The 20,899-nt window shown below is 50.1% G+C and carries 17 protein-coding genes and 1 riboswitch; of the genes, 9 read left to right on the plus strand and 8 right to left on the minus strand.

The window, feature by feature from the left end; genetic code table 11:
• Positions 1-83: 83 nt before the first annotated feature.
• Positions 84-1,184, minus strand: a complete 1,101-nt coding sequence (gcvT, locus tag HMPREF2560_RS01010; protein WP_070607041.1) for a glycine cleavage system aminomethyltransferase GcvT — start codon at positions 1,182-1,184, stop codon at positions 84-86.
• A gap of 210 nt (positions 1,185-1,394) precedes the next feature.
• Positions 1,395-1,492, minus strand: a riboswitch (glycine riboswitch).
• Between the two features lie 206 nt (positions 1,493-1,698).
• Here gcvT and ubiB point away from each other — a divergent pair.
• The gene (ubiB, locus tag HMPREF2560_RS01015) at positions 1,699-3,210 is read left to right on the plus strand and encodes a ubiquinone biosynthesis regulatory protein kinase UbiB (protein WP_070607044.1); all 1,512 of its coding nucleotides are present in this window, start codon (positions 1,699-1,701) and stop codon (positions 3,208-3,210) included.
• 75 nt (positions 3,211-3,285) lie between these two features.
• On the opposite strand, the gene HMPREF2560_RS01020 is transcribed toward ubiB, so the two are convergent.
• The 6 genes from HMPREF2560_RS01020 to HMPREF2560_RS01045 all read right to left on the minus strand — a co-directional run bounded on the left by HMPREF2560_RS01020 (position 3,286) and on the right by HMPREF2560_RS01045 (position 8,488).
• Positions 3,286-4,656 carry a chloride channel protein gene (locus tag HMPREF2560_RS01020; RefSeq protein WP_070607385.1) on the minus strand — a complete coding sequence of 457 codons (1,371 nt, stop codon included), beginning with the start codon at positions 4,654-4,656 and terminating at the stop codon, positions 3,286-3,288.
• Positions 4,657-4,733: 77 nt separating this feature from the next.
• Complete coding sequence (gene argJ, locus HMPREF2560_RS01025; protein ID WP_070460366.1) at positions 4,734-5,954, minus strand: bifunctional glutamate N-acetyltransferase/amino-acid acetyltransferase ArgJ; 1,221 nt, start codon at positions 5,952-5,954, stop codon at positions 4,734-4,736.
• Positions 5,955-5,996: 42 nt separating this feature from the next.
• Positions 5,997-6,689 carry an LrgB family protein gene (locus tag HMPREF2560_RS01030; protein ID WP_128580389.1) on the minus strand — a complete coding sequence of 231 codons (693 nt, stop codon included), beginning with the start codon at positions 6,687-6,689 and terminating at the stop codon, positions 5,997-5,999.
• Positions 6,690-6,697: 8 nt separating this feature from the next.
• Positions 6,698-7,042, minus strand: coding sequence for a CidA/LrgA family protein (locus HMPREF2560_RS01035; protein ID WP_070607051.1), 345 nt, complete (start codon positions 7,040-7,042; stop codon positions 6,698-6,700).
• Positions 7,043-7,227: 185 nt separating this feature from the next.
• Complete coding sequence (locus HMPREF2560_RS01040; RefSeq protein WP_199901395.1) at positions 7,228-7,974, minus strand: HesA/MoeB/ThiF family protein; 747 nt, start codon at positions 7,972-7,974, stop codon at positions 7,228-7,230.
• A 49-nt stretch (positions 7,975-8,023) separates the two neighbouring features.
• Complete coding sequence (locus tag HMPREF2560_RS01045) at positions 8,024-8,488, minus strand: cyclic pyranopterin monophosphate synthase MoaC (RefSeq protein ID WP_070607056.1); 465 nt, start codon at positions 8,486-8,488, stop codon at positions 8,024-8,026.
• A 187-nt stretch (positions 8,489-8,675) separates the two neighbouring features.
• On the opposite strand from HMPREF2560_RS01045, the gene ppc reads away from it, so the two are divergent.
• The 4 genes from ppc to tyrS all read left to right on the plus strand — a co-directional run bounded on the left by ppc (position 8,676) and on the right by tyrS (position 17,051).
• The gene (ppc, locus tag HMPREF2560_RS01050) at positions 8,676-11,378 is read left to right on the plus strand and encodes a phosphoenolpyruvate carboxylase (protein ID WP_070607058.1); all 2,703 of its coding nucleotides are present in this window, start codon (positions 8,676-8,678) and stop codon (positions 11,376-11,378) included.
• An 866-nt stretch (positions 11,379-12,244) separates the two neighbouring features.
• A complete protein-coding gene (gene ychF, locus HMPREF2560_RS01060; RefSeq protein ID WP_070607064.1) occupies positions 12,245-13,336 on the plus strand; it encodes a redox-regulated ATPase YchF in 1,092 nt (363 codons plus the stop codon).
• Between the two features lie 484 nt (positions 13,337-13,820).
• Entirely contained in the window at positions 13,821-15,680 is a 1,860-nt protein-coding gene (locus HMPREF2560_RS01065; RefSeq protein WP_070734727.1) for an acyltransferase family protein, read from the plus strand.
• Between the two features lie 75 nt (positions 15,681-15,755).
• On the plus strand, positions 15,756-17,051 hold the full coding sequence (gene tyrS, locus HMPREF2560_RS01070) for a tyrosine--tRNA ligase (RefSeq protein WP_070607070.1): 1,296 nt from the start codon (positions 15,756-15,758) through the stop codon (positions 17,049-17,051).
• A 175-nt stretch (positions 17,052-17,226) separates the two neighbouring features.
• On the opposite strand, the gene hslO is transcribed toward tyrS, so the two are convergent.
• Positions 17,227-18,123 (minus strand): Hsp33 family molecular chaperone HslO, encoded by an 897-nt coding sequence (hslO, locus tag HMPREF2560_RS01075; RefSeq protein WP_070607073.1) that lies wholly within the window; start codon positions 18,121-18,123, stop codon positions 17,227-17,229.
• 260 nt (positions 18,124-18,383) lie between these two features.
• On the opposite strand from hslO, the gene HMPREF2560_RS01080 reads away from it, so the two are divergent.
• The 4 genes from HMPREF2560_RS01080 to HMPREF2560_RS01095 all read left to right on the plus strand — a co-directional run bounded on the left by HMPREF2560_RS01080 (position 18,384) and on the right by HMPREF2560_RS01095 (position 20,897).
• The gene (locus HMPREF2560_RS01080) at positions 18,384-19,013 is read left to right on the plus strand and encodes a C40 family peptidase (protein ID WP_070607076.1); all 630 of its coding nucleotides are present in this window, start codon (positions 18,384-18,386) and stop codon (positions 19,011-19,013) included.
• A gap of 8 nt (positions 19,014-19,021) precedes the next feature.
• Positions 19,022-19,243 carry a hypothetical protein gene (locus HMPREF2560_RS01085; RefSeq protein ID WP_070607078.1) on the plus strand — a complete coding sequence of 74 codons (222 nt, stop codon included), beginning with the start codon at positions 19,022-19,024 and terminating at the stop codon, positions 19,241-19,243.
• 332 nt (positions 19,244-19,575) lie between these two features.
• Positions 19,576-20,520: an ATP-binding protein gene (locus tag HMPREF2560_RS01090; protein WP_070591438.1), complete on the plus strand. Its 945-nt coding sequence runs from the start codon at positions 19,576-19,578 to the stop codon at positions 20,518-20,520.
• Positions 20,517-20,897, plus strand: coding sequence for a hypothetical protein (locus HMPREF2560_RS01095; protein ID WP_070607082.1), 381 nt, complete (start codon positions 20,517-20,519; stop codon positions 20,895-20,897). Before HMPREF2560_RS01090 ends, HMPREF2560_RS01095 begins: the two co-directional genes overlap by 4 nt.
• The last annotated feature ends 2 nt before the right edge of the window (positions 20,898-20,899 follow it).

Below are 20,899 nucleotides of genomic sequence, written 5' to 3' on the forward strand. Positions count from 1 at the left end.
AAGGTTGCTTTCATAGGAAACAACAATTCCTTAAAACCTACTTTCAGACGTCCCTTAACAAATAAAGGCCGTCTGAACCGATATTAATCAAACTGTTTCTGTCCGTTGCGTACAAACGGCAGCTTCAGTACGCGTACGTCCACTTCCTTGCCGCGCATCAGCACTTTGGCGGTATCGCCGTCAAAGTCTTTCGGTACGCGTGCGATGGCGATGGATTGTTTCAGGCTGGGCGAGAATACGCCGCTGGTGGTTTCGCCTTTGCCTTTATCGGTCAACACTTCCATATGCGCGCGCAGGATGCCGCCTTTTTCGAGCAACAGGCCGACCTGTTTCACGGCAACGCCTTTTTCTTTCAATGCCAACAAGGCAGCTTTGCCGACGAAATCTCGGTTTTCGTCTTTCAAGTCAACGGTCCAACCCATGCCTGCTTCGAGCGGGCTGGTATTGTCGTCCATATCGTTGCCATAGAGGTTCATACCGGCTTCCATGCGCAGGGTGTCGCGTGCGCCGAGGCCGCAAGGCTGTACGCCTGCTGCTTGCAGGGCTTTGAAGAATGCGACGGCTTCAGTACCCGGCAGAATCACTTCGACGCCATCTTCGCCGGTATAGCCTGTACGGGCGACAAACCAGTCGTTGCCCAAGTCTGCACCTTGGAACGGTTTGAGGCCGTGAATCACGTCTGCCCATTCAGGTTTGACGGTCAGGAGTTTTTCGATGGCTTTCGGGCCTTGTACGGCAAGCATGCCGAGGTCGTAACGAGGATTGAAGGCAACGCCGAACTCTTGTCCGACTTTGTGGAATTGCGCCGTATCTTTTTCGCGGGTCGCGCCGTTGGACACGATGCGGTATTGGGTTTCGGCTTCATTGGTGCGGTAAACGATTAAGTCGTCAATCACACCGCCGTTGTCGTTGAGCAAAGCGGAATAAAGGGCTTTGCCGACAAAAGCGAGTTTGGCGACATCGTTGGCAATCAATTTGCGGAAAAAGGCTTTGGCATTTGCGCCTGCTACGTCGGTAACGAGCATATGGGATACGTCAAACATACCGGCGTCGGTGCGCACGGCTTCGTGTTCGGCGATTTGTGAACCATAATGGATGGGCAGCTCCCAGCCGGCAAAATCTACCAGCTTCGCGCCTGCATCTTGATGGGCTTGATGAAATGGGGTGGTTTTCAGAGCAGTCATTCTCAAGTTTCTCCGGATTTTTTGTTCAGATGCCGCCCGCGCACCTGTGCGCGGATGACCCTATCTGTCCTTGAACCTGAGATTTTCGGCCGTATCCGCATGATGGCAAACCAGTCTGCTCACTGCTTTGCGCGGTTGTCTGAATGGTGGTTCAGACGGCCTTCTCCCCTTCGGTGGACGTTATTCAAACGCCGCTCTCCAGATTGTTTGTTTCAATGTGCAGTCCCTGATACCTGAGCGATTTAAGGGTGTCTGCGCCTTCGGTGGTTACATTGTAGTTGGTTGTAACACTCTCCTGCACATTTCCCGATTATGTCTTGAATCGGCGGTTTGGGCAAGTAGCCGACGAATATTTATGATGTGAATATTCGTCTTTTTATTGGGATGGCAAAACCTGAGCCTCTATAAAATTGTTAGCTATGCGGCAAATGTTTTTGCAAAAGTCTCAGGCCGTCTGAAGCCCTTACCCGTTTTTCCTATATAATTCTGTTTTTTCGATTTATCTGCGTCCATCATGAACCGCCTCAAACGCATTAAAACCATCCTCTGCACGCTCTACCGCTACCGCCTTGCCGAGCTGATTGCCTCGCTGGTCCGTCCGGGTTGGGCGCGGACTTTCCTCAATATGCTGCCGCAGTCGTCCAAGTTCAAACACGAGATGCCTGCCGTGCGCCTGCGTTTGGCGTTGGAAAGCCTGGGGCCGATTTTCATCAAATTCGGACAGGTATTGTCCACGCGCCCCGATTTGATTCCGCATGATTACGCGGTCGAACTGGCAAGGCTGCAAGACAAAGTACCGCCGTTTGACGCGCAACTTTCACGCTCGCAAATCGAAAAATCACTGGGACAATCCATCGACACTTTATACGCGGAATTTGAAACCGAGCCTGTCGCCAGCGCGTCCATCGCCCAAGTACACAAAGCCCGCCTGCATTCGGGCGAACAGGTCGCCGTGAAAGTCTTACGCCCCAACCTTTTACCCGTTATCGAACAGGATTTGTCGCTGATGCGCTTTGGTGCAGGCTGGGTGGAGCATTTGTTTTCAGACGGCAAGCGTTTGAAGCCGCGCGAAGTGGTGGCCGAATTTGACAAATACCTGCACGACGAATTGGATTTGATGCGCGAAGCCGCCAATGCCAGCCAGCTCGGTCGCAATTTCCAAAACAGCGATATGCTGATTGTGCCGAAGGTGTTTTACGACTACTGCACCAGCGACGTACTGACCATCGAATGGATGGACGGCACACCGGTATCGGACATCGCCAAACTCAAAGCCGACGGCATTGATTTGCACAAACTTGCCGATTACGGCGTGGAAATCTTCTTCACGCAAGTCTTCCGCGACGGCTTTTTCCATGCGGATATGCACCCCGGCAATATTCTGGTCGCCGCCGACAACCGTTACATCGCCCTTGATTTCGGCATCGTCGGCACGCTGACCGATTACGACAAACGCTATCTCGCCATCAACTTCCTCGCCTTCTTCAACCGCGATTACCACCGCGTCGCCACCGCCCACATCGAATCGGGTTGGGTACCTGCCGACACGCGTGCGGAAGAATTGGAAGCCGCTGTCCGCGCCGTGTGCGAGCCTGTGTTCAACAAACCGATTTCGCAGATTTCCTTCGGCTTGGTGCTGATGCGCCTGTTTGAAGTCAGCCGCCGCTTCAATGTCGAAATCCAACCGCAGCTTGTGTTGCTGCAAAAAACGCTGCTCAACATCGAAGGCTTGGGCCGCCAGCTTGATCCCGATTTGGACTTGTGGAAAACCGCCAAACCGTTTTTGGTGCTCTGGATGAACGAACAGGTCGGCCCCAAAGCCCTTTGGCGCAACCTAAAAAACGAAGCCCCCGACTGGGCGCAAATCATCCCTTCCCTGCCGCGCAAAATCAGTGCGTTGGTTGATGAAAACCGCCAGCAGGAAATGCGCGATGCCTATGTGCATTTGGTCAAAGTGCAGCAACGCCAAAGCCTTTGGTTGGCTGTGATTGCGGTTGTTTTGCTGCTGATTTTGCTGTTTAAATAAACCTCAATACAGCTTTAAACGACATACAAAAGGCCGTCTGAAATCTGATTTTCAGACGGCCTTTTGTATGCCTATCTATTCTTTTTTCTCATGCGGAACATGTCCGCTTTCGGCTTCGATATGCCGTCTGAAGCGCAAACCTGCGGCGTGATAAAACGGATGTGGCGAGAATTGGCGCGAGACTTGCGAAGCGAAGATGCAAGTCAGCAGCATCCAAAACAGTAAATTCTGTCCACCCGTCATTTCCATTACCACCACGGCGGCGGTCAACGGCGATTGGGTCGCGGCGGCAAGGAATGCGGCCATGCAGAGCAAAACCGCGACATTGGACGCGTCGCCCAGTTGCGCAAAAGAAGCCATGTGTTCGCCTATCATCGCGCCAATGGTTAAAGAAGGCGTGAAAATGCCGCCGGGAATGCCTGCCCAATAGCTGAACACGGTTGCCGCCCATTTTGCGGCGGCCAAGCCGAACGGCGCTTCATATGCGCCTTTGAGTGCAGCTGCGGCTTCGTGATAGCCCGTACCATAGGTTTTACCTTGATAAAACGTACCGAGCAACGCCAACAAGATACCCATTACAAAGGCGACCACCAACAAATGACGGCGGATGAAACTACGCCAGCGCACCGGTGCGAATGCCGCCGCACCGCGATACAAAAAGCTGCCGAACAATCCGCCAGCCACGCCGCAGACGATGCCCGACACCGCGGCCCACATCAGCATGTTTGGCAGCTCATGCCCTTGAAACCCTGAAAAATACGGGTTGTTGCCCTGTATCGCCACTTGGATGAAACCGGCCGCCAACACGCCCATCAGGATTTGGCGTTCCCAACGCAAAATCACGCCGCGCCCCAATTCTTCGATGGCAAACACCACGCCGGCCAAAGGCGCGTTAAACGCCGCCGCCAAACCACCGGCCGCGCCTGCGGCAATCAAATCGTTTTCCTGCATGCCCCTAAACGCCAGCCCGTGCTTTTTACACCACGCACCCCAAGCGTTCATGACCGCCGAACCCACTTGCACAGACGGCCCTTCCCTGCCGATCGACGCCCCCAAAATCATGCCAAAAAACGTCAGCGGAATTTTAAAAAAGGTTTCGCCCAGACGAATCAAACGGGTTTTCTGCGCGCCATACGGCAAAGACAACGAAGCGATGACCTGCGGAATACCGCTGCCGGAAGTGTACGGCGCAAATTTGCGCGTAAACCACGCCAAAAGCGGCAAACCCAACGGCAAAGCCACCCACGCAAACCACGGATATTTCCCTACCAACAAAGCGTTCCATTCCAAAGCCAAATCCGCCAAGTACGCAAACATCAAAGCCGTCAGGGCAACCAGCGCCGAGCCTGCCAGCAAAAACAGAAGGGCAATGCTCTTTTTCGACAGGCGTTTGGTTTGGCGGATTTTGTGGGCGAGGCGCGCCGCCCAAGTTTGGGGAAATTTCATCATAAACACGCAGTCAATGTGTTCAGACGGCCTTGATGCTTTTCTCAAAGGCCGTCTGAAAACAAGAATAAAGGTTTTTAAGAACGGTAATCCGCGTTAATCGACACATATTCGTGCGACAAATCGCAGGTATAGACGGCCGCCGTCGTATCGCCGCGTTGCAAATCGATGCGGACGGTGATTTCCGGACGGTTCATCACCGCTTGTCCTGCTTCTTCGGTATAGCTTTCCGCGCGGCCGCCATTTTCGGCAACCAACACGTCATCCAGCCACATTTTCAAAGCATCGACGTCCAAGTCTTCAATACCGGCATAGCCGACGGCTGCCAACAGACGGCCCAAGTTCGGGTCGGAGGCAAAGAAAGCAGTTTTCACCAAAGGCGAATGGGCGACGGCATAAGCCACCTTGCGCGCTTCTTCGCGGGTTTTCGCGTTTTGCACTTCAATCGTGATGAACTTGGTCGCGCCCTCGCCATCACGGACAATCGCCTGCGCCAATTCCAATGCCAGCGAACCGAGCAAGGCTTTGAGCTGCGCGTAGCGCGGATCGGCGGTATTGTCGATTTCGCTCTGACCGCAACGGCCTGTCGCCATAATCACGAAGCTGTCGTTGGTACTGGTATCGCCGTCCACGGTAATCGTATTGAAACTTTCGTCTGCGATTTCTTGCGTCATCAGTTGCAAAATCGGTTGGGACACTTTGGCATCGGTGGCGATAAACGACAACATGGTCGCCATGTTCGGATGAATCATGCCCGAGCCTTTGGCGATGCCGGTGGCGCGGACTGTGTGTTTTTCGCCTACCAGGCCTGTGCGTGAAGCGGCTTTCGGTACAGTATCCGTCGTCATGATGGCACGAGCCGCATCCGACCAGAATGCAGGGCGCACTTGCGGCAAAGCAGCCACAATTTTATCCACAGGCAGTGGCTCCAAAATCACGCCGGTCGAAAACGGCATAATCTGATTGGATTGGCAGCCGACCTGTTCTGCCGCCGCCGCGCACACTTTAATCGCGTCCAACCGGCCTTGTGCGCCGGTACCCGCATTGGCATTGCCCGTATTGATGACTAAGGCACACACACCGTCTTGGTCAAACAGATGCGACTTAGCAATATGCACCGGCGCGGCGCAGAAACGGTTTTGCGTAAACACCGCGCCCACCGTATGACCGCCGCCCAACACCATCAGCGTCAAATCGTCGCGGTCTTGTTGCTTGATGCCGGCACGACCTGTAAACAGACGGATGCCGTCGATTTCCAACAATTCGTCTGCACGTTTTTCAGTCAAATTTACAGCCATATCATTTTCTCCTGTTTACACTATTTTCAGACGGCCTAAACGCTATACGCCCAATAAGGGAATCAAGATAGGCACCAATATCGCCGTCAACACGCCGTTGAGCGTCAAACCTAAGCCGGCATATGCGGCCATACGGCGGCCGTATTCCAAAGACGCCGCAATACCCATCGCATGCGAGGCCGTACCCAAAGACATTCCCACTGAAGAAGGCATATACAACGCCCCTTTCAACACTTTATATCCGGCCATCTGGCCAAAAAGTCCGGCAATAATCACCGTTGCCGCTGTAATCGCCGGAATACCGCCGACCGATGCCGTGATTTCAATCGCAATCGGGTTGGTCACGGATTTGGAAGCCAGCGACAGAATCACTTCGCGTGAAGCGCCCAGCCATTTGGCAAAATATACGCCCGTAACAATGCCTGTTACGCTGCCCGCCAACTGCGACAATACCACCGGCAACCACTGGCTGCGGATACGGTCCCAATTTCGATAAAGCGGCACGGCCAGCAATACGACCGCCGGTTTCAACCAAAAATCGATAAACTGCGCCGCGTCGTGATACAGCTCGTAATCGATGGCAAATACCTTCAAATACCCCATCAACACCAGCGTGCTGATCAATACCGGATTGCACAAAACGTTTCCCGTGCGCACCCGAATCTGCACCGCCAAAGCATAAACGGCCAAAGTCAGAAACAGCATAAGCACGGGCATACGCAACAAATTGTCGATATCGCCCATCACATCAGCCTCCTGACCCACTCATGCACTTTGCCGGTTACCAACAATACGCAGATCGTACTGCCGATTGTGGCCGTCAAAATCGAAAACCAGTCGTTTGCAATCACATCCAAATAGCTGATGACGGCCACGCAAGGCGGCACCAAAAACAAAGTCAGGTTTGCCATCAAAATGTCTGCCAGTTCTCCCACCCAAGACAATTTGACCCAGCCTGCCTGAAGCGCGGCAAACAGCAAAGCCATGCCGACAATACTGCCCGGCAGCTTCAACCCCAAAATCCAAACGGCCGTCTCGCCCAAAGCCAGGCAACCCAATACCACCAATAAGGCACGAATAATATTCATTAAGCCGGTTTCTCCTTATCCTTTTTCAGACGGCCTCAAAAAATTTATTAATCATTGAATCATATCGTGCCACAGGCCGTCTGAAAAGGGAAGAAACGCCTTCCTACAAGTTTAATGAAAGATAAGTATGATTACTCTAGCGGGTTGCTTAGGCAATGTCGAAACCCTTACCCTGCTTTTTGTCTTTAACGGCCGCCGCAAACCGGGCATTCGGGATTACGTCTTACCCCGTATTGCTGCCATTTTCCACTCAACGCGTTATAGGTGGAAAGTTTGCCGTGCGACGGCGTACCGATACCGATCAGCACTTTAAGCGCTTCGGCGGCTTGGGTCGTTCCGATAACGCCGACCAATGGTGAAAAAACGCCGAACAATGCACAAGCGCCGTCGCTGGCTTGTTCGCCGTCAAACAGACAGGCATAGCAAGGCGTATCGGGAAGATCGGGACGGTACACGGCAATTTGTCCGTCAAAGCCGACGGCCGCGGCGGAAACCAAAGGCGTGCGCGTGGCAACGGCGGCACGGTTGACCGCCTGGCGTGTGGGATAATTGTCGGAACAATCAAGAATGATGTCGGCGGCATTTGCCAATTCGACAAGCTTGGCTTCATCGAGAAATTCGGCAATGGCGGTAATATGTGTTTGGCTGTTGATCTGTTTCAGACGGCCTTGCATGACCAAAGCCTTGTTTTTACCGATGTCGGCTTCGGTAAACGTGATTTGGCGTTGAAGGTTGGTTTCGTCGATAGTATCGGCATCGGCAATCGTCAGGCGGCCGATACCGGCGGCGGCAAGATACGGCAAGGCCGCCGCACCCAGCCCGCCGCAACCGACAACGAGCGCATGGGCGGCCAAGAGTTTTTCTTGGCCTTCGATACCAATTTCGTCAAGCAGGATATGGCGGCTGAACCGCAAAAGTTGTTGATCGTTCATCATAATAATAAGGCCGTCTGAAACCCAACGTTCAGACGGCCTGAGTGGTTTAGAAATTAATATTTTCGTATGCGTTGTCAAACAGGAAAGGACGGCCTTCGCTGCTGGTTTCGGATTCGAGGCGGATGCCGCTGAGCATCATATTGCGGTCAACGTCTTTCATCATGTCGTAAACGCTCAAGAGTGCCAAATTGAGGCCGGTCAGGGCTTCGGTGGCAATGCTGCCGTTGCTGTGCGCTTGGACGGTTAATGTGGCTTTCAGGCAGGCCAGCTCAACGTTAATATCGAAATCAACCTGCACGCCGATGATGCGTCCGGGCAGGTGCAGCGGAATCAGGTTGGCGGTCTGTTTGATGCTCTGAATGGCGGCAACGCGGGCGATGGTCAGGATACTTGCCTTTTCGGTGGCATTCTCTATCAACACCCGTATCGCCTGCTGGCTCATGTTGACGGTGCCGACGGCGACGGCGGTGTGTTGTTCAGGAAAATCGGGCTGGTTGGGGAATTCGATCATGGGGTTCTCGCCTCTATTTTGACAGTCAATATTTTACGGCATTTTACAGACACCGGCCACGCAGCGGATACGGACGGCTGTTTTCTGGTTTGAAATGTATCGGACGGCAGCATTGGCAGTTTACAAAAATTTGCTATACAATGGATTCACGATACACCCAAATTAACATTTAAATAAGAGAAAAATCATGCAACTGCATATCTTAAACAATCCCAAAGATGCCGCTTTGGCAGCGGATGCGGAATTTTTAAAACAGTCTCTTTTCAATCTGCTGCATGAGGAAGCGTCGCCTTTGGTGGTCGAAACCGTTAAGTTATTATCGACTTCAGACGACAGCGCTGCCTTGATTGAAAAGGTGTTGCCGCAATTAGATGAACAACAAACCCACGATTTAACCTTGGCCTGCGGCCTGTTCGCACAGATTTTGAACATCGCCGAAGACGTGCACCACGAACGCCGCCGCCAAATCCACGAAGAGGCCGGACACAACAGTGCCGAAGGCAGCCTGACGGAAACCGTGCGTAAACTCAAAGCCGGAAAAGTCAACGGCAAAGCGGTGCAACAACAACTGGACAATACAGTCGTTACCGCCGTTTTGACCGCGCACCCGACCGAAGTGCAACGCCAAACCGTCTTGAGCTTCAACCGCCGCATCCGCGCGCTGCTGCCGCAACGCGAACGCTGCACCAATCCTGATGCGCTGGCTCAGTTACGCCGAGAAATCGACACAGTCCTTTTGGGCTTGTGGCAGACCAGTGAAACGCGCCGCCACAAACTTAGCGTCAACGACGAGATCAACAACGGTGTATCCATCTTCCCGATGAGCTTCTTTGAAGCCCTGCCCAAACTCTACCGCACAATGGAACGCGATTTTCAGACGGCCTATCCCGGCGTCCGCGTTCCGAATATCCTTAAAATCGGCGGCTGGATCGGCGGCGACCGCGACGGCAACCCGTTCGTTTCTGCCGAAACCTTGCGTTTTGCGTTCAGACGGCATGCCGACGCAGTGTTCCGTTTCTATCGCGGCGAACTCGACAAACTTTACCGCGAATTGCCACTCTCCATCCGCCGCGTCAAAGTCAACGACGACGTGATGGCACTGGCCACCCTCTCGCCTGACGAAGAAATCGCCCGCACCGAAGAACCCTACCGCCGCGCCATCGCCTACATCATGGCACGCGCCATGGGCAAGGCACGCTCACTCGGTTTGGGCATGGGCTGCAAATTCGGCTTCCTCGAGCCTTATGCCACGGTTGAAGAGTTCCTCAACGACCTGAAAAAACTGCAACGCTCGCTCCATGAAAACGGCAGCCAACTGCTGGCAGAAGGCCGTCTGGCCGACATTATCCGCAGCGTGTCCGTGTTTGGCTTCCACATGATGCCGCTCGACCTGCGCCAACACGCAGGCAAACACGCCGATGTAGTTGCCGAGCTCTTCCAACACGCAGGCTTGGAAGACTACAACAGTCTGAACGAAGAGCAAAAACAAACCGCTCTGTTGCGCGAATTGAGCCATCAACGTCCGCTGTACAGCCCGTTCATCACATACAGCGACCATACCCGTCACGAACTGGCAATTTTCAACGAAGCGCGCAAAATCAAAGACGAATTCGGCGAAGATGCCGTTACACAAAGCATTATTTCCAACTGCGAACAACCCAGCGACCTGCTTGCCTTGGCATTGCTACTGAAAGAAAGCGGCCTGTTGGTGGTAGAAAACGGCAAACCGCACAGCCGCATCAATATCGTGCCTCTGTTTGAAACCATCGAAGCACTCGAAAACGCCTGTCCGGTCATGGAAACCATGTTCCGCCTCGACTGGTATGATGCCCTGCTCGAAAGCCGCGGCAACATCCAAGAAATCATGCTCGGCTACTCCGACTCCAACAAAGACGGCGGCTACGTTACCAGCTCATGGTGTCTGTATCAGGCAGAGTTGGGCTTGGTCGAACTCTTCAAAAAATACGATGTCCGCATGCGCCTGTTCCACGGCCGCGGCGGCAGCGTAGGCCGCGGTGGCGGCCCATCTTACCAAGCCATTTTGGCGCAACCTGCAGGCAGCGTTGCCGGACAAATCCGCATTACCGAGCAAGGCGAAGTCATTACCGCCAAATACGCTGACCCGGGCAATGCCCAACGCAACTTGGAAACCTTGGTTGCCGCGACTTTGGAAGCCAGCATCCTGCCGGACAAAAAAGACCCTGATGCCAAACTGATGCAGGATTTGTCAGACGTATCGTTCAAATACTACCGCGAGCTGATTACCCACCCCGACTTCATCGACTACTTCTTGCAAACCAGCCCGATTCAGGAAATCGCCACCCTCAACCTCGGCAGCCGTCCTGCCAGCCGCAAAACCTTGGCGCGGATTCAGGACTTGCGTGCGATTCCGTGGGTATTCTCATGGATGCAAAACCGCCTCATGCTGCCGGCTTGGTACGGTTTCGGCAGCGCAGTGGAAACCTTGTGCGAAGGCAATCCCGACACACTGGCCGCCCTGCGCGAACACGCCCAAAGCAACCCGTTCTTCCAAGCCATGCTCTCCAATATGGAGCAAGTAATGGCAAAAACCGACATCACCTTGGCGGAAAACTATGCCGGCTTGAGCGAATCGCCCGATAAAGCAAAAGTCATCTTCGGCATGATTAAGGAAGAATACCAACGCAGCCGCAAAGCACTGCTCGACTTGCTGCAAACCGAAGAGCTCCTGCGCGACAACCGCAGCCTCGCCCGTTCGCTTGCCTTGAGGATTCCATACCTGAACGCCCTCAATGGCCTGCAAGTCGCCATGCTCAAACGCCTGCGCAAAGAGCCCGATAATCCGCACGCACTGCTGATGGTTCACCTGACCATCAACGGCGTGGCGCAAGGTTTGCGTAATACCGGTTAAGTCAGTACGGAAAAAAGGCCGTCTGAAACAGTTTTTCAGACGGCCTTTAAACTAACTGCGAACCGCGGCAAAGGTTTTACCCACAAACTCCATACTGTTTCTCAACCTGCTTGCCACTCTGACCCTATTCATTTAACTTACCCTGTATTTCAGACTATTTGGAGAAATAGCAGATAACCCTCTGCTAAATCAAAGTGTTCACTTAAGCATGACAACCACTTCAGCATGATGGATGGTCGGCCTACTGACATACCTTACTGCGGCACCACCCCATATCGCCGCACAATAAGCTTTCAGACACCCTGAGGCCGTCTGAAAAACGAAAACATCTTACGCCAAGGCAACTATCATTATGTTTGACATTGTATTTATCTTGTTATTCGGCAGGCTTCAGCCCCACAAAACACCCGACTCATCCGACACGCCCGTCCCTTTTGGGCATTCGGCGGTAGGCTCGGCTTTAATTTATTTATGCATACGCATAGGGACAATCATCGTTCATGATTCGATTTCCGAAGCCATTAACAGCCTCCCCCTCATTCTGTTTCAAACAATCTGCATGTTCGGCTGTCTAGTTTTGTATTTTAAAATGTTGCGTACCACATCCGACCCGAAATACCGGCAGATGATTTATTGGGTACTGGGCATTCTTTTGGGTTTGATCTTAAGCCTCCTGTCTGAAAAATTGTTTTATTTAACGGCTTTATTCATTTACTCATTCTTCGGAAGCACAATAAGCTGAATGCCTGCCCCTCTTTTTTCAGACGGCCTTTTATTATAAGAACACACCAGCATTGCGGCTGTTTTGAGTACCTCCACAATATGCTATAATTCGCCGTTAAACTTTTATCTTTTCAGGAAAAACCATGAGCTTGAAATGCGGCATCGTCGGTTTGCCCAACGTCGGCAAATCCACCCTCTTTAACGCGCTGACCCAATCGGGTATCGAAGCGGCAAACTATCCTTTCTGTACCATCGAACCCAACGTCGGCATCGTTGAAGTCCCCGATCCACGTATGGCCGAATTGGCAAAAATCGTCAATCCGCAAAAAATGCAGCCTGCCATCGTCGAATTTGTCGACATCGCCGGTTTGGTTGCAGGCGCGAGCAAAGGCGAAGGCTTGGGCAACCAGTTCCTCGCCAACATCCGCGAGACTGACGCGATTGTTAACGTTGTACGTTGCTTTGACGATGACAACATCGTCCACGTTGCAGGCAAAGTTGATCCGATTGCCGACATCGAAACCATCGGCACCGAGTTGGCACTGGCTGACTTGGCCAGCGTCGAAAAAGCCATCGTCCGCGAAGAAAAACGCGCACGCTCAGGCGACAAAGACGCGCAAAAGCTGGTCGATCTGTGCAAAAAACTGCTGCCTCATCTAGACGAAGGTAAGCCTGTACGCGCTTTCGGGTTGGACGCAGAAGAACTTGCCATGCTCAAACCGCTGTTCCTACTGACTGCCAAACCTGCCATGTACGTCGGCAACGTTTCCGAAGACGGTTTTGAAAACAACCCGCACCTCGACCGTCTGAAAGAATTAGCTGCAAAAGAAAACGCACCGGTTGTGGCCGTTTGCGCCGCGATGGAAAGCGAAATCGCCGAACTGGAAGACGACGAGAAAGCCGAATTCCTCGCTGAAATGGGCTTGGAAGAACCGGGCCTGAACCGCCTGATTCGTGCCGGCTACGACCTCTTGGGCCTGCAAACCTACTTCACCGCCGGTGTCAAAGAAGTCCGCGCTTGGACCATCCACAAAGGCGACACAGCCCCACAAGCCGCCGGCGTGATTCACACTGACTTTGAACGCGGCTTCATCCGCGCCCAAGTTATCTCCTACGAAGATTTCATCGCTTTAGGCGGCGAAGCCAAAGCCAAAGAAGCCGGCAAAATGCGTGTGGAAGGCAAAGAATACATCGTACAAGATGGCGATGTGATGCACTTCCTGTTTAACGTATAAACCCAGCGTAACGCTTTTTCAGACGGCCTTTTCTAAGATTAAGGCCGTCTGAATTTATTTTCAGACGGCCTCATGTCTTGAAATATCAACAAAATAAGACATTATCTTCATAATAAATACGGGCATGGCCCGTAATTTTTCTCTCTTTAAATCTCTCATCTCTTACCAACACCTTACCTAAAAATAGCGCAAGGTTACATCATCAATAACAATATCATTGATATGACAATAAATAATTAAACAATACCACATCGTATTGATTCATTATAAAAACAACATATTAAATATTATGTTGAAACTATCAACTTTATTCCTACTCTAATCCATTACTATTCAAACGCATATCATCAGCAATCATTCTAAGAAGGCAAACAAACTGCCCTGTTCCGACAAACGATGGCCGACCTCCGAAATACTGTCATTCTCGGCAGGAATCACTTTTCAGATGACGCCATTAAAATAAACTAATTAAAATCAAAATATTATGAGCAAAGTTTTATCTTACCGCCCAGATATTGATACATTGCGTGCCGTTGCTGTTCTATCCGTTGTCGTTTTCCATATTGAAAAAAACTGGCTGCCTGGCGGCTTTCTTGGTGTTGATATCTTTTTTGTTATTTCCGGCTTTCTGATCACGATGATTATCCATCGTGAAATGAGCAGTGGGATTTTTTCGTTCAAAAAATTTTACATCCGCCGTATCAAGCGGATACTGCCCGCATTTTTTACCGTATTGACGGTAACGCTGATATGCGGCTTTCTTTTATTCACCAAAGATGATTTTTCCCTTTTATGGAGGACAGCCCTGTCCACCTTGGGGTTCATCTCCAATATCTTTTTTGCAAAGGGTCAGGGCTATTTCGACCCCATACAAGAAGAAAAACCTTTGCTTCACATTTGGTCTTTATCGGTCGAAGAACAATATTATTTCGTCTTCCCGATATTGCTGTTACTGGTAGTCCGCAAAAGCTGGCGCACCCAGTTTGCCTTCCTCATCACACTATGCGTATTCAGCATTTTGGCTTCTTTTATGCCGACTGCGCTGGATAAATATTACCTTCCCCATCTGCGCGCCTGCGAAATGCTGATCGGCTCGCTGACGGCAGTGTGGATGCAATACCGGCAACAGCAAGCGCTGGATACCGGCAAACAATATGCGGCGGCAGGCGCATTACTTTCCGTATGCGTACTGTTTGCCTGCCTGTTTACCTATACGGAAAAAACCGCCTATTTTCCGGGACCTGCCGCCATCATTCCTTGTTTGGCCGCCGCCGCATTCATTTATTTCAATCAATTTGAACACCGGTTGAAAAAATTCTTCCAATGGAAGATTACTGTCGGCATAGGCTTGATTTCCTATTCATTGTATCTGTGGCATTGGCCTGTATTGGCTTTTATGAGATACATCGGTTCAAATAATCTGCCTTCGTATTCGACTGCGGCCGCGATTGTCTTAATGTTTGCACTCTCTCTGCTTTCTTATTATTTTGTCGAGAAGCCGTTTAAAAACTGGAAAGGCTCTTTTGCCCAATCTGTTACATGGGTTTATACTGCCCCCATGCTTGTTTTGGCCATTACGCCTTTTCTTGCCATGAAGCTTCCGTTTATAGAGCAATACGACCGTATGGGATTGGCGCGTTCCTATACTTCTTGTCACAACAATACCGACAAACAGTGTGTTTGGGGCGATACCGACAAACAGCCGGAATTACTGATTCTAGGCGATTCGCATGCCGACCAATATAAAACGTTTTTTGATACCGTCGGCAAAAAAGAAAACTGGTCGGCAGCGATGGTTTCTGCGGACAGTTGCGCCTATGTAGAAGATTATGCCGCACCCGTATTCAAGCAAAACGCCTCCTGCCGTGCCGTTTATGAATACGCCAAAGAGCATCTGCCCCAATACTCAAAAGTGCTTTTGGCCATGCGCTGGGGCAGCCAAATGCCTGAAAACAGCCACTCCCTTGCTTACGATGCCGATTTTTTCAAAAAATTCGACCTCATGTTGCAAAAACTTTCTTCGGAAAAACAAGCGGTTTACCTGATGATAGACAACCCTAATCTATCATACAACGGCTTGCGCGCCTATATCCTGTCTTACCGCATACCGGGATTTAGTCAAAATCTTGCCATTGATGAAACAGTCACTTCAAAAGGAAATGAGCGCATCAAAGAATTGGCAGAAAAATATGCCAATGTGTACATTATCGATGCCACTGCCTATATTCCGGAGAACTTCAAAATCAATGGATTGCCGGTTTATTCTGATAGAGACCACATCAACCCTTACGGTGGCAGAGAACTGGCCAAACGTTTTTCTGAAAAACACACGCTTCTTCAGTAAGCCATAGCCATTCATCCGATGAAATTTGTTACAATTAGCAGTTTGTAAAACTGCTAATTTTTTTGGAAGATATCAATGAGCGTCATCAAAGACCTACAATCGCGTGGCTTAATCGCGCAAACTACCGACATCGAAGCCTTAGACGCTTTGCTAAACGAACAAAAAATTTCCCTCTATTGCGGTTTTGACCCGACAGCCGACAGCCTGCACATCGGCCACTTGCTGCCTGTATTGGCATTGCGCCGTTTCCAACAAGCCGGCCATACGCCGATTGCTTTGGTGGGCGGTGCGACCGGCATGATCGGCGACCCAAGCTTTAAAGCCGCTGAACGCAGCTTAAATTCCGCCGAAACCGTTGCCGGCTGGGTAGAAAGCATCCGCAACCAACTAAAACCTTTTTTGAGCTTTGACGGCGAAAACGCCGCCATTATGGCGAACAACGCCGACTGGTTCGGCAGCATGAACTGCCTCGACTTCCTGCGCGACATCGGCAAGCATTTCTCTGTCAACGCCATGCTGAACAAGGAATCCGTCAAACAGCGTATCGAGCGCGACGATGTGGGGATTTCCTTTACCGAGTTCGCCTACTCCCTGCTGCAAGGCTACGATTTTGCCGAACTGAACAAACGCCATGGCGCGGTTTTGGAAATCGGCGGTTCCGACCAATGGGGCAACATCACTGCCGGTATCGACTTGACCCGCCGTCTGCACCAAAAACAAGTATTCGGCCTGACCCTGCCTTTGGTAACCAAATCCGACGGCACCAAATTCGGTAAAACCGAAGGCGGCGCGGTATGGTTGAACGCGAAGAAAACTTCTCCGTATCAGTTCTACCAATTCTGGCTGAAAGTGGCCGATGCCGATGTATATAAATTCCTGAAATACTTTACCTTCCTGTCCATCGAAGAAATCGATGCCATCGAAGCCAAAGATAAAGCCAGCGGCACCAAGCCAGAAGCGCAACGCATTCTCGCCGAAGAAATGACCCGTCTGATTCACGGCGAAGAGGCCCTTGCCGCCGCCCAACGTATTTCTGAAAGCCTATTTGCCGAAGACCAAAGCCATCTTACCGAAAGCGACTTCGAGCAGCTGGCACTCGACGGCCTGCCGACTTTTGAAGTTCCCGAGAGCCTCAATGTGGTTGAGACTTTGGTAAAAACCGGTTTAGCGTCTTCCAACAAAGAAGCGCGCGGTTTTGTTAACAGCAAAGCGGTTTTGCTCAACGGCAAACCTGCTGAAGCCAACAATCCAAACCATGCCGCTGAAAAACCTGACGATGCCTACATGCTGACCGACGAACACAAACGTTTCGGTAAATACACCATTGTCCGCCGCGGCAAACGCAACCACGCTTTGTTGGTTTGGAAATAATCTTTAAACATTAAACGCATCGTTTAAAACAATCATGCCGTCTGAAATCAGCCACGCTTTTTTCAGACGGCATTCCCTATTGATGATATTCAGTTTTCCCAAAAAGAAAGGACAGGTATTACACCTGCCTTTCTATTAAGGTATCCAATTTCTTTAAGAAACTTTTATCGCTTGCTTACTGCAAACGCTCATTTTCTTGACGTACGGCATTCACCACATCCGCGCCAAACAAAGCGTTGACATCGGTTTCATCAAACACATACTTGGTATGGCAGAAATCGCAATCAATTTGAATGCTGCCTTGTTCCGCCACCACGCCGCCGACTTCTTGACCGCCAAGCATCAACAACATATCGCTGACTTTGCCGCGGGAACAGGTGCAGGCAAATTCAATGGCTTCCGGTTCAAAAACGCGGGGCGGGGTTTCATGGTAAAGGCGATAAAGGGCGTGATGCGCATACAAACCGGTCAATTCTTGCGAAGTAAGCGTTTGCGCAAGCGTAGTCACATGCTCCCACGCGGCATCATCCAATTCTTCTTCCGGCAGACGTTGCAGCAATAATGCGCCTGCGGCTTGGTCGTCGGCAGCAAGCGTAATATAGGTATCGAGCTGCTCGGAACGTTTCATATAGTTGACCAACATTTGCGCAATGCTGTCGCCTTCCAGCGGCACAACACCTTGCCATGGGTCGGCATCTTTAGGCTGATGAGTCAAAACGAACACGCTGTTTTCGCCCAACAGCGCAGTCAGGCTTTCATCATCACGGATTTCAGCGGTTTCATCCCATCGGGCGGTAGCACGGACAGTATTTTCAGAAGTCGCTTCCACCACCAACATTTTCAGACGGCCCTGACCTTGAACCTGAACAATCAGCGCACCTTCGTTTTTAAGGTTGGCAGACAATAAAGCACCGGCGGCCAACAATTCGCCCAATGCACGACGGATGGCGACAGGATAATGTTTTTGGTTGACGATGTGGTGCCAAACCTTTTCAAGGCGGATGTGCATACCGCGGATAGGCATATCGTCGAAGATAAAGCGTGTACGGATATCGCTGTGATTTTGTGTCATGTCAGTCTCTGAAAATAAATCAATGAATGCCGCTTATATGGTTGCAGCGGCGGATAAATCAAGCGAAACCGCATTTAATGTTTTTCTAGTTTGTTTGGAAACAAGGGTTTAACGCAAAATAACAGCAGTTTTTTTGCCAAAAAGACGGTTTTTGAATACAATCAAGCAGATAACAAGAGAATGATACGGGATAACATCTCAGAAACCGGCAATGTGCCTGCAATCGGCAGGGAATGCCTTCTGAAACGGAAGTTTTTATAATGAATTTTTTACTCCGGCTCGCAGCAGTTTGGACTTCGGTCGCCATGCTCGCGAGCGTCAATTTTTCTTACGCCGATGATTTGGAAAACCTGATTACCACCCGTCAGCATGTTTTAAACCAATTCAACGACAACGCCAACGTTTACGGCAATACGCGTCAGGCAACCCCTGTCCATCCCACCAATACCTATCCTGCCGCAAGCAACAATACGCGCGCACCTTCGGGCAATGCAGATGAGTTAATCGGCAGCGCCATGGGCTTGCTCGGCGTGGCCTACCGCTACGGCGGCACATCAGCTTCTACCGGCTTTGACTGCAGCGGCTTCATGCAACATATCTTTAAACGCGCCATGGGCGTGAACCTGCCGCGCACCTCTGCCGAACAGGCGCAAATGGGCGTTGCCGTGAGCCGTTCGGAATTGCAGCCGGGCGACATGGTCTTTTTCCGCACCATGGGTCGCGGCCGTATTTCCCACGTCGGCCTTTACATCGGCAACAACAATTTCATTCACGCGCCGAGAACGGGCAAACGTATCGAAATTACCAGCCTCGGCCACAAATATTGGAGCGCGAAATACGCCTTTGCCCGCCGCGTGAAGAAAAACGATCCATCCCGTTTCTTGAATTGAGGTGTACGATGGCAATGCCGCAAATGCCTAAATGGTATGACGATGACGGTCAGATTGTTTCCTGCACCGAAAAAGTCAAAGTCATGACCGAAAACTTGAACGAACTGTACCAAATAGCGCAGGACGCATTTGAAGACGCGCTGCTGATGGGTTGTTCCGAAAAACAGTTGCGCGAATACTTCCGCGAGTTAATGGCCGGGCTGGAAAACCCTTATCAAAAAAACGGTTAGTTATTCGATCCATACAAAAAAAGGCCGTCTGAAAGTTTTTCAGACGGCCTTTTTTATTTACTGTTTCAACCAAACTCTATTCACCCTCATGAATGAGTATATAAACATAAATCCACCCAACGAATAATGTCATCAAAATACTTGCTTGTTTAATAAAGAAAAAAGTCCCCTAGGAACTATTTTTCCCAACGACATTTTTTATCCTTACTTTTCAGAAAATAATTAATTCCTTTTACATACAATAACTTCTTCTAAAAATAAAATAAATAATTGAAAAAGAAAATAAAAAAACATAAAATCCATATGTTCTATTTCATCATCATCTAAACAGAATGCCTATCGTACCCAATACTGTTAAAAAAGAAACAGTTGCACCTAAAAAAAATACTATTGCATTCGATTTGAGTCAGCCGATTTACAGCCTGTCCGATCTGATTCTGCCCGCACATACACTCAACGAACTTAAGCGCGCCATCAGCCTGCGAGAACACCAATCTGCCGTATTTGAAGAATGGGGTTTCAAACATACCCACAAGTACGACAACAAAATGATCATCAACCTCTATGGCGAACCGGGTACAGGCAAAACCATGGCGGCACACGCTATTGCTAAGCATCTCAACCGCCCTTTAGTTTTAGTCAATTATGGTGACATCGAATCCAAATACGTCGGCGAAACTCCAAAAAATATTCAAGCTGCGTTTGAATTTGCAAAAGAGAACAATGCTATTTTATTTTTTGATGAAGCAGATGCTATTTTGAGCAGACGCGTAACCAATATGACTAGTGCGACAGATACCAGCGTCAACCAAACGCGTTCCGTCATGTTGACATTATTAAATGATTACAACGATACCGTCCTCTTTGCTACCAACTTTATTAGCAACTACGACCCAGCCTTCATGCGTCGCATTCTGATGCATATCGAATTCGACCTGCCTGATGAAACCACGCGCCTGCGCTTGTTTGAAAAATACATTCCCAAGCAGCTTCCGCATTCCATTGACTTGGTAGATGCTGCCGCAAACTCAGCCACGCTCAGTGGTTCTGACATTGCCAATGGTATCCTACTTTCGGCTTTTGCCGCAAAAAACGAGGATGCTCACGAAGTTACCCATCAAAACCTAATGGAAAAAATTGAAAATATTCGCAAAGGCAAAGAAGCCAATGCCGGTAAAAAATTTGATATTTCCTCAGGGGAAATCCTCAAGACTGAAACCCGCGAGGTTTCAGAAAACTTTGTCAAACAACAACTCAACAAGGAAAAATTATCATGATTCCATATTTAATTGCAGGAGCAGCATTATTAATCGGTGTAGGTGTAGTCATCGGAGCATTTTGGAATGATATTAAAAAATTCGTTATAGAATCATTCGATCGTATTAAAGAAATTCTTATCCCTGCCAGTATTGTCGGTTTTAAAACTTTCCTGCAAGAAGGAAACCTTGCAAAAGCACTTTATCAGGCCGGACAAGTTGCTATTCAAAAATTCTATTCTCGATCTGCAAATGGTCAATGGCAAGAAACTGTATTGACTCGCGCTGTCTCTTTTCAAGATATACCACAAGATATAAAACTGCAAATTCAAAATACCCATGGGCGAGAAATGGAAATAAGCCAGCAGATAGCCCAAGAATTGCAGCTTGCAAACTAATT

It is taken from the genome of Neisseria sp. HMSC078H04, assembly GCF_001838135.1.
Lineage (GTDB): Bacteria > Pseudomonadota > Gammaproteobacteria > Burkholderiales > Neisseriaceae > Neisseria.